Annotated in this window: 25 protein-coding genes, 1 pseudogene and 1 riboswitch; of the genes and pseudogenes, 15 read left to right on the top strand and 11 right to left on the bottom strand. The window is 70.2% G+C overall.

Annotated features, from left to right (window positions below; genetic code table 11):
• Positions 1-214 precede the first annotated feature (214 nt).
• On the bottom strand, positions 215-715 hold the full coding sequence (locus tag AB5J55_RS19210; RefSeq protein WP_369276232.1) for a hypothetical protein: 501 nt from the start codon (positions 713-715) through the stop codon (positions 215-217).
• 75 nt (positions 716-790) lie between these two features.
• On the opposite strand from AB5J55_RS19210, the gene AB5J55_RS19205 reads away from it, so the two are divergent.
• A complete protein-coding gene (locus AB5J55_RS19205; protein WP_369271871.1) occupies positions 791-2,197 on the top strand; it encodes a M1 family metallopeptidase in 1,407 nt (468 codons plus the stop codon).
• Positions 2,198-2,228: 31 nt separating this feature from the next.
• Here the strand turns inward: AB5J55_RS19205 and AB5J55_RS19200 are convergent, their stop codons facing one another.
• The 3 genes from AB5J55_RS19200 to AB5J55_RS19190 all read right to left on the bottom strand — a co-directional run bounded on the left by AB5J55_RS19200 (position 2,229) and on the right by AB5J55_RS19190 (position 4,404).
• Positions 2,229-2,702: a hypothetical protein gene (locus AB5J55_RS19200; RefSeq protein WP_369271870.1), complete on the bottom strand. Its 474-nt coding sequence runs from the start codon at positions 2,700-2,702 to the stop codon at positions 2,229-2,231.
• A gap of 6 nt (positions 2,703-2,708) precedes the next feature.
• The gene (locus AB5J55_RS19195) at positions 2,709-3,686 is read right to left on the bottom strand and encodes a GNAT family N-acetyltransferase (RefSeq protein WP_369271869.1); all 978 of its coding nucleotides are present in this window, start codon (positions 3,684-3,686) and stop codon (positions 2,709-2,711) included.
• A gap of 142 nt (positions 3,687-3,828) precedes the next feature.
• Positions 3,829-4,404 (bottom strand): TerD family protein, encoded by a 576-nt coding sequence (locus tag AB5J55_RS19190; protein ID WP_107906089.1) that lies wholly within the window; start codon positions 4,402-4,404, stop codon positions 3,829-3,831.
• A gap of 159 nt (positions 4,405-4,563) precedes the next feature.
• Between AB5J55_RS19190 and arfB the strand changes: the two genes are divergently transcribed.
• The 3 genes from arfB to AB5J55_RS19175 all read left to right on the top strand — a co-directional run bounded on the left by arfB (position 4,564) and on the right by AB5J55_RS19175 (position 6,333).
• Positions 4,564-5,001 (top strand): alternative ribosome rescue aminoacyl-tRNA hydrolase ArfB, encoded by a 438-nt coding sequence (gene arfB / locus AB5J55_RS19185; protein WP_369271868.1) that lies wholly within the window; start codon positions 4,564-4,566, stop codon positions 4,999-5,001.
• A gap of 80 nt (positions 5,002-5,081) precedes the next feature.
• The gene (locus AB5J55_RS19180) at positions 5,082-5,282 is read left to right on the top strand and encodes a hypothetical protein (RefSeq protein WP_369271867.1); all 201 of its coding nucleotides are present in this window, start codon (positions 5,082-5,084) and stop codon (positions 5,280-5,282) included.
• Between the two features lie 85 nt (positions 5,283-5,367).
• Complete coding sequence (locus tag AB5J55_RS19175; RefSeq protein ID WP_369271866.1) at positions 5,368-6,333, top strand: sigma-70 family RNA polymerase sigma factor; 966 nt, start codon at positions 5,368-5,370, stop codon at positions 6,331-6,333.
• Here AB5J55_RS19175 and AB5J55_RS19170 read toward each other — a convergent pair.
• Together AB5J55_RS19170 and AB5J55_RS19165 are read right to left on the bottom strand one after the other, a co-directional pair.
• Positions 6,320-6,826, bottom strand: a complete 507-nt coding sequence (locus tag AB5J55_RS19170; RefSeq protein WP_369271865.1) for a GNAT family N-acetyltransferase — start codon at positions 6,824-6,826, stop codon at positions 6,320-6,322. The two genes, AB5J55_RS19175 and AB5J55_RS19170, sit on opposite strands and share 14 nt — an antisense overlap.
• Before the next feature lie 66 nt (positions 6,827-6,892).
• Complete coding sequence (locus tag AB5J55_RS19165; RefSeq protein WP_369276231.1) at positions 6,893-7,462, bottom strand: flavin reductase family protein; 570 nt, start codon at positions 7,460-7,462, stop codon at positions 6,893-6,895.
• Between the two features lie 381 nt (positions 7,463-7,843).
• Between AB5J55_RS19165 and cdgB the strand changes: the two genes are divergently transcribed.
• A complete protein-coding gene (gene cdgB, locus AB5J55_RS19160) occupies positions 7,844-9,502 on the top strand; it encodes a diguanylate cyclase CdgB (RefSeq protein ID WP_369271864.1) in 1,659 nt (552 codons plus the stop codon).
• Between the two features lie 120 nt (positions 9,503-9,622).
• Positions 9,623-10,585 carry a CBM35 domain-containing protein gene (locus AB5J55_RS19155; RefSeq protein ID WP_369271863.1) on the top strand — a complete coding sequence of 321 codons (963 nt, stop codon included), beginning with the start codon at positions 9,623-9,625 and terminating at the stop codon, positions 10,583-10,585.
• On the opposite strand, the gene AB5J55_RS19150 is transcribed toward AB5J55_RS19155, so the two are convergent.
• From AB5J55_RS19150 to AB5J55_RS19140, 3 genes are all read right to left on the bottom strand, one after another.
• Complete coding sequence (locus AB5J55_RS19150; protein ID WP_369271862.1) at positions 10,586-11,515, bottom strand: 1-phosphofructokinase family hexose kinase; 930 nt, start codon at positions 11,513-11,515, stop codon at positions 10,586-10,588.
• Between the two features lie 144 nt (positions 11,516-11,659).
• On the bottom strand, positions 11,660-12,766 hold the full coding sequence (nagA, locus tag AB5J55_RS19145; RefSeq protein WP_369276230.1) for an N-acetylglucosamine-6-phosphate deacetylase: 1,107 nt from the start codon (positions 12,764-12,766) through the stop codon (positions 11,660-11,662).
• Between the two features lie 131 nt (positions 12,767-12,897).
• Positions 12,898-13,842 carry an ROK family protein gene (locus tag AB5J55_RS19140; protein WP_369271861.1) on the bottom strand — a complete coding sequence of 315 codons (945 nt, stop codon included), beginning with the start codon at positions 13,840-13,842 and terminating at the stop codon, positions 12,898-12,900.
• A gap of 98 nt (positions 13,843-13,940) precedes the next feature.
• On the opposite strand from AB5J55_RS19140, the gene AB5J55_RS19135 reads away from it, so the two are divergent.
• The 3 genes from AB5J55_RS19135 to otsB all read left to right on the top strand — a co-directional run bounded on the left by AB5J55_RS19135 (position 13,941) and on the right by otsB (position 16,678).
• The gene (locus AB5J55_RS19135; RefSeq protein ID WP_369271860.1) at positions 13,941-15,233 is read left to right on the top strand and encodes an ABC transporter substrate-binding protein; all 1,293 of its coding nucleotides are present in this window, start codon (positions 13,941-13,943) and stop codon (positions 15,231-15,233) included.
• 58 nt (positions 15,234-15,291) lie between these two features.
• On the top strand, positions 15,292-15,543 hold the full coding sequence (locus AB5J55_RS19130; protein WP_369271859.1) for a DUF3263 domain-containing protein: 252 nt from the start codon (positions 15,292-15,294) through the stop codon (positions 15,541-15,543).
• Positions 15,544-15,838: 295 nt separating this feature from the next.
• Positions 15,839-16,678 (top strand): trehalose-phosphatase, encoded by an 840-nt coding sequence (gene otsB / locus AB5J55_RS19125; RefSeq protein WP_369271858.1) that lies wholly within the window; start codon positions 15,839-15,841, stop codon positions 16,676-16,678.
• A gap of 279 nt (positions 16,679-16,957) precedes the next feature.
• On the opposite strand, the gene AB5J55_RS19120 is transcribed toward otsB, so the two are convergent.
• Both AB5J55_RS19120 and AB5J55_RS19115 read right to left on the bottom strand, forming a co-directional pair.
• Positions 16,958-18,460 carry a trehalose-6-phosphate synthase gene (locus AB5J55_RS19120; RefSeq protein ID WP_369271857.1) on the bottom strand — a complete coding sequence of 501 codons (1,503 nt, stop codon included), beginning with the start codon at positions 18,458-18,460 and terminating at the stop codon, positions 16,958-16,960.
• 108 nt (positions 18,461-18,568) lie between these two features.
• A complete protein-coding gene (locus AB5J55_RS19115) occupies positions 18,569-19,513 on the bottom strand; it encodes a glucosyl-3-phosphoglycerate synthase (protein WP_369271856.1) in 945 nt (314 codons plus the stop codon).
• A 159-nt stretch (positions 19,514-19,672) separates the two neighbouring features.
• Positions 19,673-19,830: riboswitch (SAM riboswitch) on the top strand.
• Between the two features lie 18 nt (positions 19,831-19,848).
• On the opposite strand from AB5J55_RS19115, the gene thrC reads away from it, so the two are divergent.
• The 6 genes and pseudogenes from thrC (at position 19,849) to AB5J55_RS19085 (ending at position 26,406) form a co-directional block, all read left to right on the top strand.
• A complete protein-coding gene (gene thrC, locus AB5J55_RS19110) occupies positions 19,849-21,135 on the top strand; it encodes a threonine synthase (RefSeq protein WP_369271855.1) in 1,287 nt (428 codons plus the stop codon).
• 83 nt (positions 21,136-21,218) lie between these two features.
• Entirely contained in the window at positions 21,219-21,494 is a 276-nt protein-coding gene (locus tag AB5J55_RS19105) for a MoaD/ThiS family protein (RefSeq protein ID WP_148000006.1), read from the top strand.
• A 450-nt stretch (positions 21,495-21,944) separates the two neighbouring features.
• Complete coding sequence (locus AB5J55_RS19100) at positions 21,945-22,151, top strand: cold-shock protein (RefSeq protein WP_007493268.1); 207 nt, start codon at positions 21,945-21,947, stop codon at positions 22,149-22,151.
• Positions 22,152-22,522: 371 nt separating this feature from the next.
• Positions 22,523-24,145: a chaperonin GroEL gene (gene groL / locus AB5J55_RS19095; protein ID WP_369271854.1), complete on the top strand. Its 1,623-nt coding sequence runs from the start codon at positions 22,523-22,525 to the stop codon at positions 24,143-24,145.
• A 282-nt stretch (positions 24,146-24,427) separates the two neighbouring features.
• A complete protein-coding gene (locus AB5J55_RS19090) occupies positions 24,428-25,555 on the top strand; it encodes an NADH:flavin oxidoreductase (protein ID WP_369271853.1) in 1,128 nt (375 codons plus the stop codon).
• Positions 25,556-25,705: 150 nt separating this feature from the next.
• A pseudogene (locus AB5J55_RS19085) lies at positions 25,706-26,406 on the top strand (LuxR C-terminal-related transcriptional regulator).
• Positions 26,407-26,498 lie beyond the last annotated feature (92 nt).

The following is a 26,498-nucleotide window of genomic DNA, read 5'->3' as shown; positions in this document are numbered from 1 at the left end:
GATCTTGAGCTGCTCGCCGGAACTCCCGGTGGTCGGTGTTGCGTTGGTGGTCCAAGGAAAGACGTCCCGCTTCCTGCGGGGAGATGCAGGTGCAAGGCCTGCCCGGCGCTCGGATCAGGAGCCCCATCCCGCGTTGTGCGGGATGGGGCTCCTTCGTTGTCCGTTGGGCCCCACCGGCGTCCGCGGCCCGTTCGCCGCTCCGGTGAAGCGGGAGCTACGCCGGCCTGGGGAAGCGGGCCTGCAGGGTCCAGATCGCCGGGTTCTCGGCCAGGTCCTCGTGCAGGTCGATCAGGTCGGCGATCAGGTCGTGCAGGAAGTCGCGGGCCTCACGGCGCAGTTCGGCGTGCGAGAAGGTCAGCGGGGGCTCCTCCGCCCGCATCCAGTCGGCCTCGATGTCGACCCAGCCGAAGCGGCGCTCGAAGAGCATGCGGTCGGTGGACTCGGTGAAGTCCAGTTCCGCGTGCTGGGGGCGGGAGGCGCGGGAGCCGGCCGGGTCCTGGTCCAGCAGCTCCGCGATGTCGCACAGGGCCCAGGCGAAGTCGAGCACCGGCACCCATCCCCAGGCTGTGGACAACTCCCGGTCCGCCTTGGTGTCGGCGAGGTAGACGTCGCCGCAGAACAGGTCGTGGCGCAGGGCACGGACGTCCGCGCGACGGTAGTCCGTCTGCGGGGGGTCCGGGAAGCGGTTGGAGAGGGCGTAGCCGATGTCGAGCACGGGGGTGATGGTGTCACGGGTCGGTGCCGGGTACGGATGCGAGGTGCGGCGGCCCGCGCTCATAGGATCGCTGGTGTGTCCCGTTCCGTTCCTGTTGTCCCGGCCATCGGCTGTGGGCTGCTCGCCCTCGTCCTCACCGCGTGCGGCGGCGTCCACGGCACCCCCGGTGGTTCCGGTGTGCGCGACCCGTACTTCCCCAAGGCCGGCAACGGTGGCTACGACGTCAGGCACTACGACCTCGACCTCGCCTACGACCCCGACGACCGCCACCTCACCGGCACCGCCGAGATCACCGCACGTGCGGGCAAGGACCTCTCCGCCTTCGACCTCGATCTGAAGGGCATGGACGTCGAGCGGGTCACGGTGGAGGGCGAGCGTGCCCGGTGGAGCCGTAACGGCCAGGAGGTCGTCGTCCGGCCGCGCGACGAGCTGGACAAGGGCGAGACCTTCCGGCTCACCGTCCGCTACTCCGGCACCCCGCAGACCATCACCGACCCGGACGGCTCGGAGGAGGGGTGGCTCCCCACCGCCGACGGTGCGCTCGCGCTCGGGGAGCCGACGGGGTCCATGGCGTGGTTCCCCGGCAATCACCACCCGTCCGACAAGGCGTCGTACGACATCGCGGTGACCGTCCCGGAGGGGCTCCAGGTGGTCTCCAACGGTGAGTTGGCCGAGCGGACCACCGACGGGGGCCGTACGACGTTCCGCTGGCGCACCGCCGAGCCGATGGCGAGTTACGTGACCACGCTCGCCATCGGGGACTACGACATCCGCCGCTCCAGCGTGCCGGGCGCGGCCGGCAGCGCGCTGCCCGTCTACACGGCCGTGGCCCCCTCCCAGGCCCGCTCCAGCCGCGAAGTCCTGGCACGGCTCCCCGAGATCGTGGAGTGGGCCGAGTACAACTTCGGGCCCTTCCCCTTCTCCTCCACGGGCGCGATCGTCGCCCGCGAGAACGCCTCCGCCTACGCCCTGGAGACCCAGAACCGGCCCGTCTTCCCCGGCGCCCCCGGCACCGAGCTGCTCGTCCACGAGCTGGCCCACCAGTGGTTCGGCAACTCCGTGACGCCGGAGAGCTGGCGGGACATGTGGCTGAACGAGGGCTTCGCGACGTACGCCGAGTGGCTGTGGCAGGAGGACAACGGCGGCGACAGCGCGCAGGAGTCCTTCGACGCCCTGTACGACCACGGCGAGGACGAGTACGAGGACCTCTGGTCCTTCCCGCCCGCCAAGCCCACCAGCGCCGCGCACATCTCCGGCGACCCGGTCTACCAGCGCGGCGCGATGGTCCTCCACAAGATCCGCCAGGCCGTCGGTGACGACACCTTCTACGACATCGTCCAGGGCTGGACGGCCGACCACCGGCACGGGAACGCGGACACCGGGGACTTCACGGCGTACGTGGAGAAGATGGCCCCGGACGAGGACTTCACGTCCGTCTGGGAGGACTGGCTGTACGGCGAAGGAAAGCCCGAACAACCGTGACGCCGGCCCGTCGGCCCGCACAGGCAGCTGCTCAGGATCCGCGCTCGAGATCCCGCCGCATCGCCGCTCGGACCGCCCATATCGCCTCAGCGTGCTTGAGCCGCCGCTCCTGCAACTGTGGGGAGTCGAGCGGTGGATCACCGGCTGCGAACCCGTCCTGGAGGTCCCGCAGGGTCGCGTAGACGTCCTCGAGCAGGTCGGACATCTCTTGCGGCGCGCAGATCAGGGCGGTCTCACGGGCCTCGTCGCAGCCGGAGGACCTGAACGCCTCGCGTACGGCCGTCTCCCGTGCCGCCTCCGTCTGGTCGCGGTTGGTGACCGCGGCCGCGTGCATGGCCTCGTAGGCCAGGCGGTACTTCGTCAGGACCGTCACATAGATCTGTCGGCGTTCCTGCCGGGTCCGGTCGGCCAGGTCTCGGCGCCAGCGGGCGCGGTCCGCGAGCAGCGTCGAGCCGACGCCGACCAACGCGCCGAGGGCGGTGCCTGCCAGGGGCGTCCAGTCCACGCCGGTTCAGGCCCCCCTGCCCGCTTCCCACTCGTCCAGAAGGCGCGCCAGGTCCGGGGGCCACAGGGGTTCCGGGGCCTTGGCGAGGTCTGCTCGGGGCCACCACTGCCAGGTGAGGATGCCGTCGGCCGCGTGGGCAGCGGGGAGGTCGGGACCGGTCGGGTTTCGGTGTGGGCCCCGGGTGACGTAGATGTGCTCGTGCTGGCGGACGGGGGTGCCGGAGTGGGTGAAGTCGTGCTCCCAGGTGCAGAGCAAGGGGCCGGGTTCGAGGTCGGTCCAGCCGGTCTCCTCGCGCAGCTCGCGCAGGGCGCCCTCCTGGGGCGTCTCGTCCGCCTCCAGGCCGCCGCCGGGGAGGGCCCAGTGGACGCCGACCTCGGCGTTGTCGTATCGGAACATGAAGACCGAGCCCTCCGGGTCGAGTACGGCGACTCGGGCGGCTTGGCGTGGGGTGCGCGGGGCGCTGTCGGGATCGGTGAGCGGCTTGCGCAGGACCGTGCAGGCGCGGCCGAGCTGGAGGTCCTCGCCGTAGCCGACGACCTCGTAGTCGAGGGCGGTCCAGAAGGCGATGGCGTCGGGGTTGTTGTCGAGGACGGCAAGGCGTACGGCCGTACGGCCCGCGGTGCGCAGGCGGTCCTCCACCAGGGCGGCCAAGCGGCGTCCGTGCCCCTGGCGTTGGGCGCTCGCGTCCACCATCAGCAGGCCGATCCACGGGTCGGGGTCGGACGGGTCCGGGTGCCGGGCGAGCGTGATCACGATCCCGACCAGCTGCCCGGCGCTGCGGGCCAGCAGGACCTCCACGTCAGGGTTGGCCAACTCGTCGGCCAGCGCGGCCGCCACCTGCTCGGGCCGTACGTCGTCCGGGTCCGGGAACTCGCCGCTGAGCGCGTGGAACTCATGGTTGGAGGCGTAGAGCGCGGTGAGCTCGGTGAGGAGCGGGGCCGGGATGTCGTGGTCGGGGCTGAGGGGGAGCGGGTCGAGGATCACGTGGGGCAACCTATCGAAGACATGAACGATCGAAGACGGGGATGATCGATCCCCTGGACGACCGATCCCCTGGACGACCGAAGTCCCTGAACGCCGGAAACCCCCGGCCGAAGCCAGGGGTTCCTGCACAGCGAGGCGTCCGTCAGACGTTCACGCCGAAGTCCTGCGCGATGCCCACCAGGCCCGAGGCGTAGCCCTGGCCGACGGCGCGGAACTTCCACTCGGCACCGTTGCGGTAGAGCTCGCCGAAGACCATGGCGGTCTCGGTGGCCGCGTCCTCGGACAGGTCGTAGCGGGCGATCTCGGCCCCGCCGGCCTGGTTGACGATGCGGATGTAGGCGTTGCGGACCTGGCCGAAGTTCTGCGAGCGGTTCTCCGCGTCGTAGATCGAGACCGGGAAGACGATCTTGTCGACGTCGGCCGGGAGACCGGCCAGGTTGACGTTGATCGCCTCGTCGTCGCCCGCGCCCTCGCCGGTGCGGTTGTCACCGGTGTGGACGATCGTCTGGTCCGGGGTCTGCTTGTTGTTGAAGAAGACGAAGTGTCCGTCCGAGTAGACCTTGCCCGTGGGGTTGACCGCGATCGCCGAGGCGTCGAGGTCGAAGTCCGTGCCGGTGGTGGTGCGGACGTCCCAGCCGAGGCCCACGGTGACGGCGGTCAGGCCCGGTGCCTCCTTGGTGAGCGAGACGTTGCCACCCTTGGACAGGCTTACAGCCATTGTTGGGAGTCCCTTCCCTCGTTGCGGTACGGCTAGAAGCTACAGCTACCCCTATGAACGCAGGGAGGGGTACCTCAAGTTCCAGGTGTCTTTACTTTCTTTGCCAAAGAGCACCCGTAGGGGATATTCGCGTGACGTGGACCGGACAGAAGCGGGAACATGGACGGCATGTCTGGTCCGTACGTCATCCGTGGCTCCGTCTCCCTGCCCGAGGCCGAGCTCATGTGGCGTTTCTCGCGGTCGAGCGGCCCTGGAGGCCAGCACGTCAACACCAGTGACTCCCAGGTCGAGCTGCGGTTCGACCTGGCGGGCACGCAGGCGCTGCCAGAGGTGTGGAAGCAGCGGGCGCTGGAGCGGCTGGCGTCCCGCCTCGTCGACGGTGTCCTCACCGTCCGTTCCTCCGAGCACCGCTCCCAGTGGCGCAACCGCGAGACCGCCGCAGTCCGCCTCGCCGCCCTCCTCGCCGAGGCGACGGCCCCGCCACCCAAGCCGCGCACGCCGACCCGCATCCCCCGCGGCATCAACGAACGCCGGCTGAGGGAGAAGAAGCAGCGCTCGGAGACCAAGCGAGGACGGGCGGGGCAGGGCTGGACGTAGTCCGGGTCGGCGCCGCCTGCCGTCTCCGCCGTGCGGGGGATACGGTCGCGACCTTCGGACGATCCCCGGGCACCGGATCGGTGGCGACGATCGAGGCGCATGCCGTCACACGTCCGGATCGGATCCTCATCGTGCTGAAGTGGACCCTGCGCGCTGTCGCCGTCCTCGCCATCGTCGCCGCAATCGCCACCCCGGTCGCCACGCCCGCGCCCGAAGCCGCCGCCGTGGCGCCCGCATCAAGCCCCGACGTTCCTGGGGCCGGGCTCACCTCCGCCGTCTAGGGGGAGGGCGAGGCCCCGCTGTCACATCCCCGTCCCCCCATCCGTCAACGCAGTGACGACGGACCGCGACGAGAGGCTGGGACAGATGAGCGGCGACTACACCGGCTTCCGGGACACCGGCTTTCGGGACACCGGCTTTCGGGACACCGGCTTTCGGGACACCGGCTTTCGGGACACGGGATTTCGGGACAGCGACTTTCTCGCCCTGCGCTTCGAAGCGCACCGCGGACACCTCCGTGCTGTTGCCCACCGGATGCTCGGCTCGGTCGTGGAGGCCGAGGACGCGGTGCAGGAGACGTGGTTTCGGGTGAGCCGGTCCGACACCACCCGGATCGACAATCTCGGGGGATGGCTGACGACCGTCGTGGGCCGGGTCTGCCTCGACATGCTTCGGTCGCGCAAGTCCCGTGCCGAGGAGCCGCTGGACGGCGCGACTGCGAGTTCCGGTCCCGGTGCGTCCGTGCCCGGCACCGCCGCCGACCCCGAGCAGCACGCCCTCCTCGCCGACTCGGTGGGCGTCGCCCTGCTCGTCGTACTGGACACCCTGACGCCTGCCGAGCGGCTGGCGTTCGTGCTGCACGACCTGTTCGGGGTGCCGTTCGAGGAGGTCGCGGACGTCGTGGACCGTACGCCCGCCGCGGCGCGGCAGCTCGCCAGCCGTGCCCGGCGCCGGGTGCGGGGCGCCGATGTGCACGAGGCCGGCCCGGCCGGGCGGCGCAGGCAGCGGGAGGTCGTCGGAGCCTTCCTCGCCGCCGCGCGGGAGGGTGACTTCGAGGGGCTGCTCGAGGTCCTGGACCCGGACGTCATCGCGCGCGCCGAGGCCGGGGTGGCCACGGGTGCGGCGGCGGTGGCGCGGGGTGCGGCGACGTACGGGTCGCTCGCCGGTGTCGCGCGGCTCATGCTGGTCGACGGTGCCATGGGGGCCGTCGTACTGGTCGGCGGGCGGGTGGAACGGGCGCTCAGGTTTGCGTTCGTACGGGACCGGATCGCCGTGATCGACATCGTGACGGACCCCGAGCGGGTGTCCCTGCTCGACGTCAGGCCGGTCTAGCCGGTGCGGGGCCGGTCCGGTCCAGTTCCAGCACGCCCACCGTCTCGCCCTCGCTCGTCTCGCCGTTGGGTCGGAAGCCGAGGCCCAGGTAGAAGCCCTCCGGGCCGTTCGGGCCGGGGTGCCAGGTGACGTAGAGCTGCCTGCCGCCCCGGCGGCGCAGCTCAGCGGCCACCGACTCGACCGCGAACCGGCCGTACCCCCGGCCCTGTTCGTCCGCGGCGATGTTCAGCCGCCACAGCCCGGAGCGCAGGAGGGTGCCGTCGCCGCGCCAGTCGATGTCGAAGAAGGCCATCAGGAACCCGACCGGGCGGTCGCCGTCGACGATCAGGCGGGGCCAGGCGACGCCCGCGGGGTGGACGTACGCCTCGGCCAGGGACTGCATCACCGGGGAGACCGCGAATTCCTGTTCAGGACGCACGCGTATGCCGGTGGCGGCCTCGAAGTTCGCGGGTGTGATTTCTTCGAGGCGTGGCGCTGAAGTGTTCGACGTCATCCCGGCACCGTAAGGCGGATGATCAGTTCCCCGCCATGGAATTGCGAACGGTTCCGTCAGCGGAGATCATCCCAACTGCCGGTAACGGCCCCGGAAATACGTAAGCGGCCCCCCGTTCGCACTCGGCAGAGAGGCCGACAGGACGCGGCCGATCACCAGGGTGTGGTCGCCGGCCGTCACGCGCTGCTCGGTGCGGCACTCCAGGGTGGCCAGGGCGCCGCCCACGAGCGGGGCGCCGGTCTCCTGGCCGCGGACGTACGGGATGTCGGCGAACAGCAGGCGGTCGCTGACGCGGCCCTTCATGGCGAAGCGGCCGGCGATGTGGCGCTGGCTCTCGGCGAGGACCGAGACAGCCCACAGGGGCTGCTCGTCGAGCAGGTCGTCCATGCGTGACCCCTCGCGCACGCTGACCAGGACCAACGGCGGGTCCAGGGACACCGACATGAACGCCGTGGCCGTCATGCCGACGTCCTCGCCGACGGGTGCGTGCGGGTCGTCCGGGTCCAGCGGCGGCTCCAGCGCGGTCACCAGGACCACACCGGCGGCCAGCCGCGACATGGCGGCACGGAACTCGTCGTTGCTCACTCCCTCAGCATGCCCGGCGGCACTGCGCGAGGCGGGGAGGACGGCGGTCACGGGCGGCGCGGGCGGGGAAGTGTTCGGCACGCCGAAAACGCTAATGTCGGCACCGCGCACCTGGCATCGGGCCTTCGCCCGAGAACGGACCGGGAGGTGGTCCTAGGACCATGGACGGGCGACTGACGTACCTGATCAAGACCGTTTCGTTGGCATCTCCACACACGCACAAAGTTTGCGTTCAGTAAACGCACAGGAAAAACGCAGAAACACCGCTCAATTGTTCACGTTTACCTGTGACTTGAGTCACAAGGGCCATTAATTGTTGACCCTGTGTACCGAGTGAGCAGCGCGCTGTGATTCAGTGGCGGGGACTAGCAAGGGAAGTTACGCCGAAGTAGAACCCTTGATTCGCTGCGAGGTCTCGGGGGGAGGGCGAGCATGGAGACCGAGTCGGAGCCGTATGTCCGTCTTGCGACCCTGCGGCAACTGCACCAGGTCATGGCTGACATGAACACGGCCCGCAGCCTGGCGGACACGCTGCAGACCGTTGCCGACGGTGTCGTCAACGGCCTCGGCTATGAGCTCGCGTGCGTCAACCTCGTACGCCCCGACGGCGATCTCGTCGTCGCCGCCTTCTCCGGCAACCCCGCCGCCGAGGCCCTCATCACCGGCCGCGTCGGCTCCCGGGACTCCTGGGAGCGCCGGTTGAGCATGGGCGAGCGCTGGGGCGACCTGGTCTTCATCCCGCACACCGAGGGCTGGATACTCGACGACGACGACGTCCCGCAGTGGTACACCGACGGTCCCGCGCCTCGCTTCGAGGACGAGTGGCACCCCTCGGACCGCCTCTTCGCCCCGATGTACACGCCCGGCGTGCAGGGCAGCGCGTGCGGCGAGTTGATCGGGGTCCTGTCCGTGGACCGGCCTCGCAACGGGCGGCTGCCGGGCGCATGGGGGCGCGAGGCGCTCCAGATGTACGCGTTCCAGGCAGCGATCGCCATCAGCAACGCACGTCTACGCGCGAATATGCAGCGGGCGCTGGTCCGCCTGGAGCGCGAGCAGCAGGCCCTGCGTGCCAGTGAGGAAAGCTTCAGGCAGGCCTTCGAGTACGCCCCGTCCGGCATGGCCATCGCCGAGATGGGCGGCGACCAGCATGGCCGGATCCTGCGTACCAACGACGCGCTGTGCCGCCTCCTCGGCCGCCCCGCCTCCGCGATGCGCCGCTACGCCTTCTCCGACCTCGTCCACCCCGAGGACATCGGCACGCTGCTGCGGACGTCCGCCGAGGGGGGCCGCGCGGAGCTCCGGCTCGGCCGCCGCGACGGCACCTATGTCTGGGTCTCGCTGCGCAACAGCGTGGTCGCCGACGCCGCCGACGGGCCCCGCTTCCTGCTCACCCACGTCGAGGACATCGAGGAGCGCAAGCGCCGCGAGCTCCAGCTCGCCCACCGCGCCTCGCACGACTCGCTCACCGGGCTGCCGAACTCCGCCGAGCTGCGCTCCCGCCTCGCCTCGCGGCTGTGTCAGCGCTCCACGCACCCGGGTGCCGCCCTGGAGTCGGTCGACGCGGCCTACGGCCACCCGGCCTACGACGCCAACGGCCACGGTTTCGACTTCCGGCCGGCTGTGGCGGCGTTCGACGCCTACGACCACCACGTGCACACCGTCGCGCCGGTCGAGGGTGAGCGGGACGACGGCGCCAAGGGGCTCGCGGTGCTCTTCTGCGACCTCGACGGCTTCAAGTCGATCAACGACCGGTTCGGGCACAACGCGGGTGACGCGGTTCTCATCGAGGTGGCCAGGCGCCTGTCCCGCCAGGTCCGCGACGGCGACACCGTGGCCCGGCTCGGCGGCGACGAGTTCGTGATCCTCGCCGACGGGCTCGGCAAGGCGGACGCCCAGGACCTCGCGGTACGCCTGCGCAACGAGATCATCCAGCCGATCCGCGCCGAGGGGCGGGCGGTCCGCGTGGGCGCCAGCTTCGGCATCGGGTGGGCACACTGCGGAATGACTGCGGACGAAGTGTTGAAGTCCGCTGACGAGCGGATGTACGTAGAGAAACGATCTCGTCCCAAACAACACAGGCGCGCCGGGTAACCACCAGGTCAGCGAGCTGATGCGATCCGAGTCACCCGTTTGGGCCATCAGGAGCGGGTAGGCTCGCCATTCTGACCACACGTATCGCATCCGCCCGCACCTGGTGAGGAGTACCAAGGGATGACGTCCGGCGACAACGGCGCCACTACGCCCGAGGACGACGACCCGTTCGGCTACCTCTACGCCGACGGGCAGGCCAACGGCGCCCAGCCGCCGTCCGGTGGCGGGGGCTACGGCTACCCGGGTTCGGTGAACCGTGTGCGCCCGGTCGGACAGCGTCAGTACGGCCAGCAGGCCCCCACGGCCGCGTACGGCCAGATACCGCAACAGCAGGGCACGTACGGCCAGCCGAACGCCCACTACGCGGCCCCGGAGACACACCCCGGCGGCGTGACCACGGCCAGCCAGCAGCCGTCCTACAGCGGCGGCCACGGCTCGGGCGGCCGCGGCGGCCCCAACACCAAGGGCCTGCTGATCGGCGCCATCGCGGTCGTCGCGGCGGTCGTCATCGGGATCAGCGTGGCGATGCTGGGCGGCGACGGCGAGAAGGACGAGGCGGGGGGTGACACGGGGTCGACCCCGACGCAGTCCCAGGAGAGCAGCGCGCCGAGCCCGTCGAACAGCAACAGCCAGGCGGCCGAGGACGACCTGCCGACGATCGACGCCAAGGCGCTGGCCCTCGCCGGCGGCGCCACCACCGCGTCCGACATCAAGGGCGCCAGGGCGGACGGCGGCGTCTACGTCACCGGGTTCAACGCGGTCGGCTCCTCGGTCAGCTGGAACGTGGACGGAATTCCCAAGAAGGGCAAGTACACCGTCTACGTCGGTTACAGCGTCCCGGGCAAGGACCAGAACGCCACGCTCACGGTCAACGGCACACCCGCCAACACCCCGGTCGACCTGAAGAACTGGGCGGGCGGCCCCGAGGGCGACTACGAGAAGGGCTGGACGAAGACCTACAACTACGTCCAGCTCAACAAGGGCACGAACACGATCAAGGTGTCCTGCGAGCAGGGCAACCAGTGCGACGCCCTGCTCGACCAGATGTGGCTGGTGAAGGGCTGGGTCAAGTCCAGTTCCTGATCACGCGGCGGTGACCTCCCCGGTCACCGCCACCCGCCCCAGCAACTCCTCATAGACCCCCCGATCGAACTCCCCCGCCACCGGTGCGACGACGCTCGCCGCGCTGAGCGCCGTCGCTCGGGTCAGGCGGTCCGGCCAGGGGAGGCGTTCCACCAGGCCCGACAGCAGGCCCGCGACCGCCGCGTCGCCCGCGCCGGTCGGGTTGCCGTGGAGGCGGGTCGGTGGGGTGGCTTGCCAGCGGCCCTCGGGGGTGACGGCCAGGAGGCCGGACTTGCCGAGGGAGGCGACCACCGTACGGGCGCCCCGGCGGCGCGCGTCCTGCGTGGCGCGCGACGGCTCGTGGGAGCCAGTGAGTTCGGCCAGTTCGTCGGCGTTGGGCTTGATGATGTCCGGGCGGCCGGCGACGCCCCGGCGCAGGGCCTCGCCGCTGGTGTCCAGCAGGACGGGAACGCCCGCGGCCCTCGCGGACCGGACCAGGCCGGCGTACGCCCCGACCGGTACGCCCGGTGGCAGGCTGCCGCACAGGGCCACCGCGGCGGCCGAGGCGAGGAGGTCCTCGTAGGCCTCCTGGAAGGCGGACCACTCGGCAGGAGTGATCGTCGGGCCGGGTTCGTTGAGCTGGGTCGTGTCGCCGGTGAGCTCGTCCACCACGGCGATCGTCCGGCGGCTCGCTCCCGTCACCGGGACCAGCGCGTCCACCACGGTCGGCGTGGCCGCGAGCAGGTCCTGGACCACGCGGCCCGTCGCACCGCCCGCGAAGCCCGTGACCGTCACCTCGTGGCCGAGGGCCGCCAGCACCCGGGCCACGTTCAGACCCTTGCCGCCGGGGCGTTCGGTCACCCCGGAGACGCGGTGGGAGGCGTGGGGGCGCAGGGACCGTACGCGATAGGTGATGTCGAGAGCGGTGTTCAGAGTGACAGTGAGGATCACCTGTACTCGACCTCCCCCGAAGAGTTCGGCATGCGTGTGCCGTCCGTCTGCCGGTTGTTCCTGCCGGCAGCTGCCGATCATGCCAAAAGGGCGGCGGCCGTCCCAGTCTGGCAGGACAACCACCGCCCTCAACAGCAGGACAGATCACCTCAGTTGGGGATCCACCACCCATTCGCCCCGGCGCATCACGCCCTTGAGGTCGAAGTCGGAGTCCAGCACCACCAGGTCGGCGTCCTTGCCGGGCTCCAGGGAGCCGATGCGGTCGTAGCGGCCGAGCAGCTTGGCGGGATTGGCCGACAGCGCCGCCACCGCGTCCTCGACCGGCAGCCGGTCGATCGTCACCGCCCGCTTGAAGGCCCGGTCCAGCGTGAGGGTCGAGCCCGCGATCGAGCCGCCCTCCACGAGGCGGGCCACGCCGTCGGCGACCTCCACCTCCAGCGGGCCGAGCATGTAGCGGCCGTCGCCGAAGCCGGCCGCGTCCATCGCGTCCGTGATGAACGCGACCCGGTCCGCGCCCGCGTGACGGAACGCCAGCTCCAGCGCCGCCGGGTGCAGATGTGTGCCGTCGTTGATCAGCTCGACGGTCACCCGCTCGTCCTCCAGCAGGGCGGCGATCGGGCCCGGCTCGCGGTGGCCGAGCGGCGGCATCGCGTTGAAGAGGTGCGTGGCGACCGTGGCGCCCGCGTCGATCGCCTCCACCGTCTGCTCGTACGTCGCGTCCGTGTGCCCGATCGCCGCGATCACTCCGTGCTCGGCGAGCAGCCGTACGGAGTCGATGCCGCCCGGAAGTTCGGTGGCGAGGGTGACCATCGTCGCGTGGCCGCGCGCCGCGTCGATCAGCTTGCGCACGTCCGCCGGGTCGGGGTCGCGCAGCAGCTCCTCGGAGTGCGCGCCCTTGCGGCACGGGGAGATGAAGGGGCCCTCGAAGTGGATGCCGGCGATGTCGCCCTGCTCGGCCAGCTCGGACAGCAGGCCCGCGCGCTGGGCGAGGAAGCCCATGTCGCCGGTGACGGTGGAGGCGACGAGGGTGGTGGTGCCGTGCAGGCGGTGGGTGTGGATGCCGGTGACCACGTCGTCTGCGGTGCCCGAGGTGAACGAGGCTCCGCCTCCGCCGTGGTTGTGGATGTCCACGAACCCTGGCAGGAGCCAGTGGCCGGTGAGGTCGATGCGGTGGGCGTTTTCCGGGGCCGTGCCGGCGATGCGGGTGCCGTCGACGATCACTTGGCCCTGTTTGCGGGTTCCCGTCGGCATGACCACGTTGGCGCCGGAGAGGACGAGGGGCACCTTGCTCGTTGCGGGCTGCGGGCTCGTTGTGGCTTGTCGCGCCCGCGCGGCGGTAGCCGCAGATTCAGCGCTGTCCCGCGCCCCTAGGTCGGCTGCCATCAGGGAGTTACCTCCGTGCGGTCGGTTTGGTCGAGGAGATCCCAGGCCAGGAGGCCGGCACCCAGGCATCCGGCGGTGTCGCCCAGGGCTGCGGGGACTATGGAGGGCACTTTCTGGAACGTGACCCGCTGCCGGACGGCCTCCCGCAGCGGTGTGAACAAGGTTTCCCCCGCCTCGGCGAGTCCGCCACCGATGATCAGTGTGCGCGGGTCCAGCAGGGTGAGCGCGGTGACCAGGCCGTCGGCCAGGGCGTCCACGGCCCCGTGCCAGACCCGTACGGCGTTCGGATCACCGGACGCGACGGCCTTGGCGCAGTCCGCCGCGTCCGCCTCCGGGTCCCCGCACGCGGCGGCCCACGCCTCGCTCACCGCCGCCGCGGACGCGAACCGCTCCAGGCAGCCGCGCTGCCCGCAGGGACACGGTGCTCCACCCGGCCGTACGACGATGTGGCCGATCTCGCCTGCGAAGCCGTGCGCACCCGCCTCCACCCGGCCGTCGATGCCGATGGCGCCGGCTATCCCGGTGCCGAGCGGCACGAACAGGAAACGGTCGGCACCCTTGCCCGCGCCGATCCGGCCCTCCGCGAGACCGCCGGTGCGCACGTCGTGGCCGAGGGCGACGGGCACGCCGCCGAGCCGGTCGGTGAGCAGCCGCCGCAGGGGTACCTCCCGCCAGCCCAGGTTGGCCGAGTAGGCGGCGATGCCCTGCTCCTCGTCGACGATGCCGGGGACGGCGATGCCGGCGGCGGCCGCGGGCTCGCCGAAGCGTTCCTCGCCGTACGCGCGCAGCTCGCCGGCGAAGTCGAGGATGCCCTCGACGACCGCGTCCGGGCCGCGCTCGCGCCCGGTCGGGCGGCGGGCCTGGTGGAGCAGCTCGCCGCTCGCTGCCGCCAGGGCGGCCTTCATCCCGGTGCCGCCCACATCGAGGGCGATGACGTGTCTCACGGGAACAGTGTGTCTTGCGTACCCGCGAGAGGTCTAGTCCACTTACGTGGTGTAGACCTTATGGGGGCAATATGTATGACGTTTCGAAAGTTTCGAACATGGGTGTGGGGCGGTTTTACGTGCAGCGGCGTAGACGTACGGGAACGATCGCGGCGGTGTCCGCGCTGGGCCTGTCGGCGGTTCTGGGCGGCTGTGGGCTGACCGGTGGTTCGGACGAGGTGACGCTGAAGCTGGTCGCCGCGGACTACGGGGACAGTGCGGCGAACAGTTCCCAGAAGTACTGGGACAGGCTCGTCAAGGAGTACGAGGAGCAGCACGACGGCGTGCAGATCGACGTCACCGTGTACTCCTGGAACGACGTCGACGCCAAGGTCAAGAAGATGGTCGACGCCGGGGAGGCGCCGGACATCGCGCAGATCGGCGCGTACGCCGACTACGCGGCGAAGGGCCTTCTCTACGAGGCCGACGAACTGCTCTCCATCCCCGTCCAGGCCGACTTCGTCTCGCAGCTCGCGGATGCGGGGCAGGTGAACGGCGTCCAGTACGGCATCCCGTTCGCCTCCTCCACGCGCCTGCTCTTCTACAACAAGTCCCTCTTCGAGGACGCCGGCCTCACTCCGCCGACGTCCTGGAAGGAGCTGGCCGCCGACGCCGAGGTGCTCAAGGCGGAGGGCGTGAAGTACCCGTACGCGCTGCCGCTCGGTGCCGAGGAGGCGCAGGCCGAGACCATGCAGTGGCTGCTCAGCGGCGGGGGCGGGTACACCGACGCGGAGACCGGTACGTACAGCATCGACTCCGCGGAGAACGTCGCCACCTTCAACTGGCTCAAGAACAACCTGGTCGGCAAGGGGCTCACGGGGCCGGTCCCGCCCGGGGAGCTCAACCGGGCCGACGCGTTCTCCGCCTTCGCCGCGGGGGATGTCGGCATGCTCAACGGCCATCCCTCGCTGATGCAGATGGCCGAGAAGAAGGGCGTGAAGTTCGGCATGGTGCCCATGCCCGGGCTGGAGGGGCCGACCAAGGTCTCCATGGGTGTGGCCGACTGGATGATGGCCTTCAAGCAGAACGGCCATGCCGAGCAGGTGGGGGAGTTCCTCGACTTCGCTTACGGCAAACAGAACGTCCTGGACTTCTCCCGGGAGTACAACCTGCTCCCCGTCACCAACTCCGCGTCCACGGTGATGGCCGGGGCCGACCAGGACGCCGCCCTCAAGCCCTTCCTCGACCAGCTCCCGCTCTCCGAGCTCTATCCCGTGGGCCGGACGTCCTGGGCCGCGGTGAGCGCGGACGTCAAGAAGAGCATCGGCAGGACGGTGGCGTCCGGGGGGAGCCCGTCGGCGATTCTGGGGCAGCTGCAGTCGGGGGCCACTCGGGCGGAGAGCGCGGAGTAGTTTCCGGCCGGCTCGGCTGTCGGCTCGGCTGTCAGTGGGGTGGGTTACGGTGCGGCACATGGACCAGGAGCAGCCCGAGGCCGCCGCCGTGCTCGCCGAGCGTGAGCGGGCGATTCTTGCGCTGGAGCGGCGGGGGTTCTCGGGGCCCGGGGCGAAGGAGCGGGCGATACGGGAGGGGCTGGGGCTGGCTCCGGTGCGGTATTACCAGCTGCTGAACGCGCTGTTGGATGATCCGCGGGCGCTGGCGCATGATCCGGTGACGGTGAATCGGTTGCGGCGGGTTCGGGAGGGGCGGCGGGGGGAGCGGTGACGCGCGGCGGTGCGGTGGGGGTTCTTCGCCCCCGCCGCCCTACCCGTCCCGTACCTGGGGGCTGCCGCCCCCGGACCCCCGCTTCGGCCTGAACGGCCTCGTCCTCAAACGCCGGACGGGCTGAAATACCTGGGCCGGGAAAATCAGCCCCTCCGGCGTTTGAGGAGCGGGGGTCCAGGGGGCAGGGCCCCCTGGCCGTCCTCGAAGGGGCGGAGCCCCTTCGAGGACGGGACGGGTAGGGGCGGCGGGGGCGAAGAACCCCCAGCCCGCACCCGTCCCCCGATAAGGTCGCCCCATGGGCAGTCACAAGGATCCCCTCCCGACCCCCACGACCCAGCCCGGCCGCGACGGCCTGGCCGCCATCCTCACCCACCCCGCGCGCTCACTCATCGCGCTGGACTTCGACGGCACCCTCGCTCCCATCGTCCCGGACCCCGAAAAGGCCCGAGCCCACCCCGACGCCATCCCGGCACTGGCCGCACTCGCCCCGAAGGTGGCCGCGGTCGCGGTGATCACCGGCCGTCCGGCCGAGGTCGCCGTGAAGTACGGCGGTTTCGCCGACACCCCGGGCCTGGAGCACCTCGTCGTGCTGGGCCACTACGGCGCCGAACGCTGGGACGCCGTCAGCGGCGAGGTCACCGCCCCCGATCCCCACCCCGGCGTCGCAGCAGTCCGCGCCGCCCTGCCGGGCCTCCTCGAATCCGCAGCGCAGGGCACCTGGATCGAGGACAAGGGGCACGCCCTGGCCGTGCACACACGCCGCGCGTCCGACCCTCAGGGCACCTTCGACGCCCTCCGAGCCCCGCTCACCGACCTCGCCACCCGCAACGGCCTCATCGTGGAACCCGGTCGGATGGTCCTGGAACTCCGCCCACCCGGCATGGACAAGGGCGTCGCGCTGAGCGAATACGTCCGCGAACTCGGCGCCCGGTCCGTCCTCTACGCCGGCGACGACCTCGGCGACCTCCCCGCCTACGCCGCCGTCGACAAACTCCGCTCCGACGGCACCCCCGGCCTCCTGGTCTGCAGCGGCAGCGAGGAGGTCACCGAACTCTCGGAGAGAGCGGACGTCGTGGTCGCAGGCCCGGAGGGCGTCGTACGACTCCTCCAGGCGATCGCCACGCAGGCCACCTGATCCAGAGGGCCACCGCGAGGCAAGCTGCTGCAGCCGGTCGTGGCGGGCGGGCTGCAGCAGGGGGCCGCCGTGAGACGAGCTGGGTCCGAGCGATCGCAGTCAGCCGGCCCGATCCAAGTGATCGCCACGCAGGCGACCTGAACCAGACGATCAGGTCGGGCAAGCTGCCGCAGGCAGTCGCCGCGCAGGGGCAACCTGGTTCAGACACTCGCCGTGAGCAAGCCGCCGTCGGTGATCGCCATCAGGCGATCCGAACCAGCCGAACCGCGCCCCCGCCGCTCACTCCCCCCGCCCAGCGATCCCCGGCTCCCCGTCCTCCAACGCCCCCAACTGCTCCAGGAACCACTGAGCCGGCGGCAACGCCGTAGCTGCCTCCGCCAGCCGTTTCGAGCGTTCCGCGCGCTCCTCCGGGCCCATGGACAGCGCCTCGTGCAGGGCGGTCGCCGTGCCGATCACGTCATACGGGTTGACGGCGACCGCGTCCTCGCCCAGTTCCGCGAAGGCGCCCGCCTCGCGCGACAGCACGAGGACGCAGCCCTCGTCGGAGACGACCGGCACCTCCTTGGCGACGAGGTTCATGCCGTCCCGGATGGGGTTGACGAGGGCCACGTCAGCCAGGCGGTACGCGGCGAGGGAGCGGGCGAAGTCGTCCTTGACGTGCAGGACGATCGGGGTCCACGTCGGAGTGCCGTAAGCGGAGTTGATCTCATCCGCCAACCGCTGGACCTCGGCCGTGTAGTCCCGGTACACCGCCAGGTCCTGGCGGGAGGGGTAGGCGAACGCCACGTGGACCACCCGCTCGCGCCACTCGGGGTGGTCGTCGAGCAGCTGCCGGTATGCCAGCAGGCCGCGCACGATGTTCTTGGACAGCTCGGTCCGGTCGACGCGGACGACGGTCCGGCGGGCGGTCCCGTCCGGCGCTGTGCCGATCTCCGAACGCAGCGCGGCCATCCGCTCCTCGACATCGGCCTCGTGGGAGCGGGCGCGCAGGAACTCCGCGTCGGCGCCCAGGCCGTGCACGCCGATCCAGGTGGTCCGCTGCGGGGGGCGCCCGGTCGCTGTGTGCTGGACGGACGCCGGGGCACCGCTCGGCCACGACGGGAAGATCCGCTCGCGGTCCACGGCCTCGGCGCATGCCATGAACGCCCTCGCCCACCGCCACGTGAGGAAGCCCAGCCGGTCGGCGCCCAGCATCCCCCACACGAGCTGGGAGCGGATGTCGTCCGGAAGCATGGAGAAGTACTCCGGCGGCGCCCACGGCGTGTGCGAGAAGTGCCCGATCCTGACATCCGGCCGCAGCTCCCGGAGCATCCCCGGGACCAGGCACAGGTGGTAGTCCTGCACCAGCACCGCCGCCCCGGGCGCGGCCCGGTCGGCCAGCGCCTGCGCGAAGGCACGGTTGTACGTCTCGTACGACTCCCACTGGCGCCGGAACTCCGCGTCGAAGGCCGGCTCCAGCGGGGTCTGGTAGAGCATGTGGTGGACGAACCAGAGGACCGAGTTGGCGATGCCGTTGTACGCGTCCGCGTGCACGTCGGCCGGGATGTCCAGCATCAGCACGCCGTCCTCGCCGACGCCGCGCCGCACCGCCTCCCGGTCGCCGTCGGACAGCGCCGAGCACACCCACAGCGCGTCGGTGTCCGGGCCGATCGCGGACAGCCCGGAGACGAGTCCGCCACCGCCCCTCTTGGAGTGCAGCGAGCCGTCCTCGCGCACCTCGTACGAGACCGGGCCGCGATTCGACGCGACCAGCACCTTGGCAGCACCCTGCGTGGAAGCCATACGCCTCAACCTAGCCCGGCCCGGAAACGCTCAAACGTACGGTTCCACTCAGTGGCCGATCCGTATACGATCAGTGGCCCTGCCCGGCGTATGGCCCGGTATCGGACGTTACGCGACCTTCCGTTTCGCGTACTCGGCGATCTCCACCATCGGCGGCCGCTCCTCGGTGTCCACGGAGTACGTGCGCGGCTCGAACCCGTCCTCGCCCCGCTCGAACTGAGTCAACGCCGGCCGGACCAGATGGCCGCGCGCCAGCCGCAGCTGGGCCGTGCGGTAGATCGCGGCGGACATCCGGCCCAGGGCCTGTCCGTCCTGGTGGCGGTGCTTGCGGACGCCCACGTCCACCTGGGCCAGCGCGTCCAGGCCCACCAGATGCAGGGCGTCGACCAGCATGCCCAGCTCCACGCCGTACCCGACGGGGAACGGGAGCTGTTCCAGCAGGGAGCGGCGGGCCGCGTACTCGCCGCCCAGTGGCTGCACGAAACCGGCCAGCTGCGGCCAGTGCATGTTCAGCAGCGGGCGCGCCATCAGCTCGGTCACCCGGCCGCCCTGTCCGGCCGCGCCGCCGAGGGGACGGTCGTACATGCCCTTGACCAGGTCGACCCCGGGGTCGGTGAGCAGCGGGCCGACGATCCCGGAGACGAAGTCGGAGGAGAACTCCTTCAGGTCCGCGTCGATGAAGCAGACGATGTCCCCGGTCGTGACGAGCAGGGAGCGCCACAGGACCTCGCCCTTGCCGGGCATGGCCGGGATGCGCGGGAGTATCGCGTCCCGGTGCACCACGGTGGCGCCCGCCGCGGCGGCCACCTCGGAGGTGCGGTCCGTGGACCCGGAGTCGACGACGACGATCTCGTCGACCAGCGGGACCTGCTGCATGAGGTCGTGACGGATGATCGCGACGATGTCGCCGACCGTCTCCTCCTCGTTCAGCGCGGGCAGCACGACGGAGACCGACTGGCCCGTACGCTGTTTGGCGGCCAGTATGTGGTGGAGCGGGCGATCGGTCGCGGACCAGGAGCGGGTGCTCAGCCAGCGCTCGACTTCTTCCAGCACAGTCGGCGACTCCTCACTGTCGTGATCACAGCAGGTAATCGTGTGATCCATCTCGCGGTTCGGACGACTATCTCAACTGTCCTGGCCTTCGGTTACAGTCTTGAACAACGCGGGTGACCATCGCATGTCCGAGGTCGCCCGTAGTTGACAACCGAATACAGCTCATCCAGAGGGGCAGAGGGAAACGGCCCGATGAAGCCCCGGCAACCCTCCAGCCGGTCTCGTGGCGATCACTGTCGATCGTCTCCGCGAGGCTCCCGGCTAGGGAAGGTGCCAAATCCGTCTCACGGCGAGATGCGTCGTGAGGAAGATGAGGAGAAAGGGCCTCGCCTCACATGGCTGTGCAGACTGTTGCAAGCACCACCGACTCCACCGTAGACCTTGGTCCCGCCGCGGCGCTGTCCTGCCGCGAGTGCGGTCACCGGGTACCCCTCGGACCGGTCTTCGCGTGCGAGGAGTGTTTCGGCCCGCTGGAGATCGCCTACGACTTCTCGGCCTACGACACCGAGGAGCTCCGCAAGCGGATCGAAGCGGGCCCCGCGAACATCTGGCGCTATGCGCCCCTGCTGCCCGTCCCGGCCGACGTGGCCACCAAGCCGAACATCAACCCCGGCTGGACCAAGCTCGTCGAGGCCGACAACCTCGCGAACGAGCTCGGCGTCGACGCCGGCAAGCTGTTCGTCAAGGACGACTCCGGCAACCCGACGCACTCCTTCAAGGACCGCGTCGTCGCCCAGGCCCTGGAGGCCGCGCGCGCCTTCGGCTTCACCACCCTCTCCTGCTCCTCCACCGGCAACCTCGCCGGCGCGGTGGGCGCCGCCGCCGCCCGCGCCGGCTTCCGGTCCTGCGTGTTCATCCCGCACGACCTGGAGCAGGGCAAGGTCGTCATGGCCGCGGTCTACGGCGGCGAGCTCGTCGGCATCGAGGGCAACTACGACGACGTGAACCGTTTCTGCTCCGAGCTGATCGGCGACCCGGCCGGTGAGGGCTGGGGCTTCGTCAACGTCAACCTGCGGCCGTACTACGCCGAGGGCTCCAAGACCCTGGCGTACGAGATCTGCGAGCAGCTCGGCTGGCGGCTGCCGGACCAGCTGGTCGTGCCGATCGCCTCCGGCTCGCAGCTCACGAAGATCGACAAGGGTCTGCAGGAGCTGATCAAGCTCGGGCTCGTCGAGGACAAGCCGTACAAGATCTTCGGCGCGCAGGCCGAGGGGTGCTCGCCGGTGTCGACCGCGTTCAAGGCGGGCCACGACGTCGTCCGGCCGCAGAAGCCGAACACCATCGCCAAGTCGCTGGCGATCGGCAACCCGGCCGACGGTCCGTACGTCCTGGACATCGCGCGCCGCACGGGCGGTTTCGTGGAGGACGTGACGGACGAGCAGGTCGTCGACGCGATCAAGATCCTCGCCCGGACCGAGGGCATCTTCGCGGAGACCGCCGGCGGAGTGACCGTGGGTGTCACGAAGAAGCTGATCGAGAGCGGTGTGCTGGACCCGAGCCTCACGACTGTCGTGCTCAACACCGGCGATGGGCTGAAGACGTTGGACGCGGTGGCCGGCACTGGGCTGACTGCGACGATTCGTCCCAACCTGGAATCGTTCCGCGAGGCCGGACTCGGCTAGTCGTTCTCGTCTGCGGGCCGGCGGGGGCTGGTCGCGCAGTTCCCCGCGCCCCTGAGGGCGATACCCGACCGGAGGTCATATTCATGAGCGTCAACGTCCGCATCCCCACCATCCTGCGCACCTACACGGGTGGCCAGGCCGAGGTCGCCGCCGAGGGTGCCAACCTCGGCGAGGTCATCGCCGACCTGGAGAAGAACCACACGGGGATTGCCGCCCGGGTTCTCGACGACCAGGGCAAGCTGCGTCGGTTCGTCAACGTGTACGTCAATGACGACGACGTCCGTTTCGAGCAGGGTCTGGAGACCGCGACTCCGGACGGTGCCGGCGTCTCCATCATTCCGGCCGTCGCCGGCGGCTGACAGGCTGACCGAATGACCGATCATTACCATCGGTAACACCGGTAACCAAGAGTTCATCGAATTGCCCCCTCCGTGAGAGAAGCGGAGGGGGCAATTCTGTGTGGTTGAGCGAGGTACAGTTGGGGAACGTGCCGCCGATCCACTGGTCGGCTGCCCTTGATTTCTGCCGCAAGCCCGACAAGAAGTAGCCAAAGTGTGCGGGTTTTTTGCGGCTTTTGTTCCTTATGCCGGGTCCGACTTGACCTGAAGTCAGCGGAATTGTCCCCACATTCCCGACCGGTCGTGCCCGGATTTCTCGTCCGATTGACCTGTTGCAGACGGCAGTTGGGCAGATACATTCAGCCGCGGTCGACGCGTTCCGGCGCACGCCCCCGACCGATGGGGGGTGAGGTCTGACCCGGATCCGCGAAGTGTGGATCTGTGCAAGGGCCAGTAATAGGGGAGTTAGGCATGGCTCAGGGCACCGTCAAGTGGTTCAACGCGGAGAAGGGGTACGGCTTCATCGCGGTCGACGGTGGTGCGGATGTTTTCGTCCACTACAGCGCGATCCAGATGGACGGTTACCGCACCCTGGAGGAAGGTCAGCGGGTCGATTTCGAGATCTCGCAGGGCCAGAAGGGGCCGCAGGCGGACATGGTCCGTCTGGCCACCGGCTGAAGCACGCGTCGACTAACAGCAGCGACGTTCTTCTTCGAAGGGCTCGCACCTCCCGGGGTGCGAGCCCTTCGCCATGTCCGGGGTCGCACGGGTCCTGTCCGGGGCCTGCCCGGGCTCTGCCCCGACGCCGCCCGCCCCGGTTCGCGCACCGCAGAGCGCGCCGCCCGATACCCGAGAGCCGCTTGCACTCGCCTACCCCGAGTGCTAATCATTGGCGTTAGCACTCTGAAGGTGAGAGTGACAAAGAAGGACCGGGTCGGTGAGGCCCGCAGGCCGGGTGGGGCAAGGAACCACGAGGCATGTGAGCCGTCCGTCGCGGGCGCGGGCGCGGTCCGAAGGAATCACCCCCAGTCCTGGAGGGACCACTTCACATGGCCAAGATCATCGCGTTCGACGAGGAGGCGCGGCGCGGCCTCGAGCGCGGCATGAACCAGCTCGCGGACGCCGTCAAGGTGACGCTCGGCCCCAAGGGTCGCAACGTCGTCCTCGAGAAGAAGTGGGGCGCCCCCACGATCACCAACGATGGTGTCTCCATCGCCAAGGAGATCGAGCTCGAGGACCCGTACGAGAAGATCGGCGCCGAGCTGGTCAAGGAAGTCGCCAAGAAGACGGACGACGTCGCCGGTGACGGTACGACCACGGCGACCGTTCTCGCCCAGGCCCTCGTCAAGGAAGGCCTTCGCAACGTAGCCGCCGGCGCCAACCCGATGGCCCTCAAGCGCGGCATCGAGCGCGCCGTCGAGGCCGTCTCCGCCGCCCTGCTCGAGCAGGCGAAGGACGTCGAGACCAAGGAGCAGATCGCCTCCACGGCCTCCATCTCCGCCGCCGACACCCAGATCGGCGAGCTCATCGCCGAGGCGATGGACAAGGTCGGCAAGGAAGGCGTCATCACCGTCGAGGAGTCCCAGACCTTCGGTCTGGAGCTGGAGCTCACCGAGGGTATGCGCTTCGACAAGGGCTACATCTCGGCGTACTTCGCCACCGACATGGAGCGGATGGAGGCGTCGCTCGACGACCCGTACATCCTGATCGCCAACTCCAAGATCGGCTCTGTCAAGGACCTGCTCCCGCTCCTGGAGAAGGTCATGCAGTCGGGCAAGCCGCTGCTGATCATCGCCGAGGACGTCGAGGGCGAGGCCCTGTCGACCCTGGTCGTCAACAAGATCCGCGGCACCTTCAAGTCCGTCGCCGTCAAGGCCCCGGGCTTCGGTGACCGCCGCAAGGCGATGCTGAACGACATCGCCATCCTCACCGGTGGCGAGGTCATCTCCGAGGAGGTCGGTCTCAAGCTCGAGAACACCTCCCTGGACCTCCTGGGCAAGGCCCGCAAGGTCGTCATCACCAAGGACGAGACCACCATCGTCGACGGTGCCGGCTCCTCCGAGCAGGTCGCCGGCCGGGTGAACCAGATCCGCGCCGAGATCGAGAACAGCGACTCGGACTACGACCGCGAGAAGCTGCAGGAGCGCCTGGCGAAGCTCGCCGGCGGTGTCGCGGTCATCAAGGCCGGTGCCGCCACCGAGGTGGAGCTCAAGGAGCGCAAGCACCGCATCGAGGACGCCGTGCGCAACGCCAAGGCGGCCGTCGAGGAGGGCATCGTCGCCGGTGGTGGCGTGGCCCTGCTGCAGGCCTCCCAGGTGTTCGAGAAGCTGGAGCTCGAGGGTGACGAGGCGACCGGCGCCAACGCCGTGAAGCTCGCGCTCGAGGCCCCGCTGAAGCAGATCGCCGTCAACGGTGGTCTCGAGGGTGGCGTCGTCGTCGAGAAGGTGCGCAACCTGACCGTCGGCCACGGCCTCAACGCTGCGACCGGCGAGTACGTCGACATGATCGCCGAGGGCATCATCGACCCGGCGAAGGTGACGCGTTCCGCGCTGCAGAACGCCGCGTCGATCGCCGCGCTGTTCCTCACCACCGAGGCCGTCATCGCCGACAAGCCGGAGAAGGCCGCCGCGCCTGCCGGTGGCGGTATGCCGGGCGGTGACATGGACTTCTGATCGACCGCGGGGTTTCGACTCCGGTTGATCAACGTCCTTGCCGAGGGCGGTACTTCCTGTTGCGACAGGGGGTGCCGCCCTCGGGTGTTTTGGCGGGTGCGGGAGCGTTGGGGCTGGTCGCGCAGTTCCCCGCGCCCCTGAGCGGCGGGTGCCGCACGCCCCTGAGAAAACCCTCCTCCTCGGGAATGCGCGGCCTCGCGTGACCGGTTGCTTAAGGTGGTGCAACAATGCGCGTGCACATACTGACCGGTTTACCGACCCCGCTTCCAAGGAGCTCCCCACGTGACCGTCACCCAGCCCACCGCCTCCCGTGCGGCCCAGATCCTGTCCCGGCCGACCGTGATCAACGGTCTGACCGTTCCCAACCGCATCGTGATGGCGCCGATGACGCGCATGTTCTCGCCGGGCGGCGTGCCCGGCGAGGACGTCGTGTCGTACTACTCGCGCCGCGCCGCCGCGGGCGTCGGTCTCATCGTCACCGAGGGCACGTACGTCGGGCACGACTCGGCCGGGCAGAGCGACAGGGTGCCGCGCTTCCACGGTGCGGAGCAGCTGGCGGGGTGGGCGAAGGTCGCCGAGGCCGTGCACGCGGCGGGCGGCACGATCGTGCCGCAGCTGTGGCACATCGGCATGGTGCGCAAGCAGGGCCAGCCGCCCTTCGCCGAGGCCCCCGCCGTCGGCCCCTCGGGTCTGCGCATCGGCGCCGACGAGCCCACCGGAAAGGCGATGACCCAGGGCGACCTCGACGACGTCATCGGCGCGTTCGCCCAGGCCGCCGCGGACGCCGAGCGCATCGGCTTCGACGGCGTGGAGCTGCACGGCGCCCACGGCTACCTCGTCGACCAGTTCCTGTGGGGCGGCACCAACCGCCGCACCGACGCGTACGGCGGTGACCCGGTCGCCCGTACGAAGTTCGCGGCCGAGATCGTGGCCGCCGTACGCGAGAAGGTCTCCGCGGACTTCCCGGTCATCTTCCGCTACTCGCAGTGGAAGCAGGAGGCCTACGACGCCCGGCTCGCCGAGACCCCCGAGGAGCTGGAGGCCATCCTCGCCCCGCTCGCCGCGGCCGGCGTCGACGCCTTCCACGCCTCCACCCGCCGCTACTGGGTCCCGGAGTTCGACGGCTCCGACCTGAACCTCGCCGGCTGGACGAAGAAGCTGACCGGCAGGCCCACCATCAGCGTCGGCTCGGTCGGCCTGGACGGCGAGTTCCTGGGCGCGTTCGCCGGCCAGGGCTCCGGGGTCAAGGGAATCGACGACCTGCTGGACCGTCTGGAGGCGGAGGAGTTCGACTTCGTCGCCGTCGGCCGGGCGCTGCTCCAGGACCCCGAGTGGGCGGCGAAGGTGCTGGGCGGCCGCTTCGAGGAGCTGGCGCCGTATGACGCGGCGTCGCTGAAGACGCTGAGCTGAGGCCCAACTCGTTGTCGGCGTCGGAGAGATGAGGCCTCTGAGTCTCTCCGGCGCCCGGCGTGGCGGGGGTGAGCCATAGGACTTTGATGTACGAAACCGTTTCGTTCAGTATGGGGAGTGGCTCCTACCGCCGCCGGAGAGGAGACAGACATGGTCTCGGTGCTCCTCGTCGACGACCAGTCTCTGCAACGCCTCGCCCTGCGCGTCCTCCTGACCGCCGAGCCCGACCTGACCGTCGTCGGCGAAGCCGCGAGCGGGGCCGACGCGGTCGCCCGGAGTGCCGCGCTCCGTCCCGACGTCGTCCTCATGACCGGCCGCCCCTCGGTGAACGACGCCATCGAGGCCATCCGGCGTATCGCGCGCCCCACGGCCCTGCCCCGTGTCCTGGCGCCCACCGAAGCGGAGGCGCCGCCGCGCGTTCTCGTTCTGACCCCGGCCGGACGCGAGGCGGACGCCTATGCCGCCCTGCGCGCCGGGGCCGGCGGATTCCTCCTCGACGACACCGCCCCGATCGAACGACCGCGGCCATCCGTGTCGTGGCCGCCGGAGACGCCGTCATCGCCCCAGGCCTGACCCGCGCCCTCATCGACGCCGTCCGTCAGTCACGGACCACGCGCCCCCTCGAACAGGACATCGGCCTCGGCATCCTCACCGGACGCGACCGCGACGTCCTCGCGGCGGTGGCGTCGGGCTGGTCCAACGCCGAGATCGCCGAGCGCCTGTGCATCGCGCCGACCACCGTGAAGTCGCACGTCAGCCACATCCTTGCCAAGATCGGCGCCCGTGCCCGCGCCCGGGGCCAGGCGGTGACCTTCGCCTACGAGTCCGGACTGGTCCGGCCGGCTGCTTGATGCGTGCGGCGTCCCAAGGGGCGTGTCAGCATCGGAGGCTCCTGCTGCCTGCTGCAGCAGAGCCTGGGCTGCACCGGCCTTCCTCTTCCGGC

The sequence above is a fragment of the Streptomyces sp. R11 genome (assembly GCF_041051905.1).
Classification (GTDB): domain Bacteria; phylum Actinomycetota; class Actinomycetes; order Streptomycetales; family Streptomycetaceae; genus Streptomyces.
Note: the sequence above shows the minus strand (reverse complement) of the source record. Positions and strands in the feature narration are given on the sequence as shown.

What these genes read in the sequence shown, in the direction of transcription:
- nagA (WP_369276230.1), bottom strand. Translation starts at nt 12,766, where the DNA reads ATGCCGACGGGAACCCGCAAACAGGGCCAAGTGATCGTCGACGGCACC.
- AB5J55_RS19120 (WP_369271857.1), bottom strand. Translation starts at nt 18,460, where the DNA reads ATGGCTTCCACGCAGGGTGCTGCCAAGGTGCTGGTCGCGTCGAATCGC.
- AB5J55_RS19130 (WP_369271859.1), top strand. Translation starts at nt 15,292, where the DNA reads ATGGACCAGGAGCAGCCCGAGGCCGCCGCCGTGCTCGCCGAGCGTGAG.
- AB5J55_RS19170 (WP_369271865.1), bottom strand. Translation starts at nt 6,826, where the DNA reads ATGACGTCGAACACTTCAGCGCCACGCCTCGAAGAAATCACACCCGCG.
- AB5J55_RS19135 (WP_369271860.1), top strand. Translation starts at nt 13,941, where the DNA reads ATGGGTGTGGGGCGGTTTTACGTGCAGCGGCGTAGACGTACGGGAACG.
- otsB (WP_369271858.1), top strand. Translation starts at nt 15,839, where the DNA reads ATGGGCAGTCACAAGGATCCCCTCCCGACCCCCACGACCCAGCCCGGC.
- AB5J55_RS19105 (WP_148000006.1), top strand. Translation starts at nt 21,219, where the DNA reads ATGAGCGTCAACGTCCGCATCCCCACCATCCTGCGCACCTACACGGGT.
- AB5J55_RS19190 (WP_107906089.1), bottom strand. Translation starts at nt 4,404, where the DNA reads ATGGCTGTAAGCCTGTCCAAGGGTGGCAACGTCTCGCTCACCAAGGAG.
- AB5J55_RS19175 (WP_369271866.1), top strand. Translation starts at nt 5,368, where the DNA reads ATGAGCGGCGACTACACCGGCTTCCGGGACACCGGCTTTCGGGACACC.
- arfB (WP_369271868.1), top strand. Translation starts at nt 4,564, where the DNA reads ATGGACGGCATGTCTGGTCCGTACGTCATCCGTGGCTCCGTCTCCCTG.
- cdgB (WP_369271864.1), top strand. Translation starts at nt 7,844, where the DNA reads ATGGAGACCGAGTCGGAGCCGTATGTCCGTCTTGCGACCCTGCGGCAA.
- AB5J55_RS19155 (WP_369271863.1), top strand. Translation starts at nt 9,623, where the DNA reads ATGACGTCCGGCGACAACGGCGCCACTACGCCCGAGGACGACGACCCG.
- thrC (WP_369271855.1), top strand. Translation starts at nt 19,849, where the DNA reads ATGGCTGTGCAGACTGTTGCAAGCACCACCGACTCCACCGTAGACCTT.
- groL (WP_369271854.1), top strand. Translation starts at nt 22,523, where the DNA reads ATGGCCAAGATCATCGCGTTCGACGAGGAGGCGCGGCGCGGCCTCGAG.
- AB5J55_RS19100 (WP_007493268.1), top strand. Translation starts at nt 21,945, where the DNA reads ATGGCTCAGGGCACCGTCAAGTGGTTCAACGCGGAGAAGGGGTACGGC.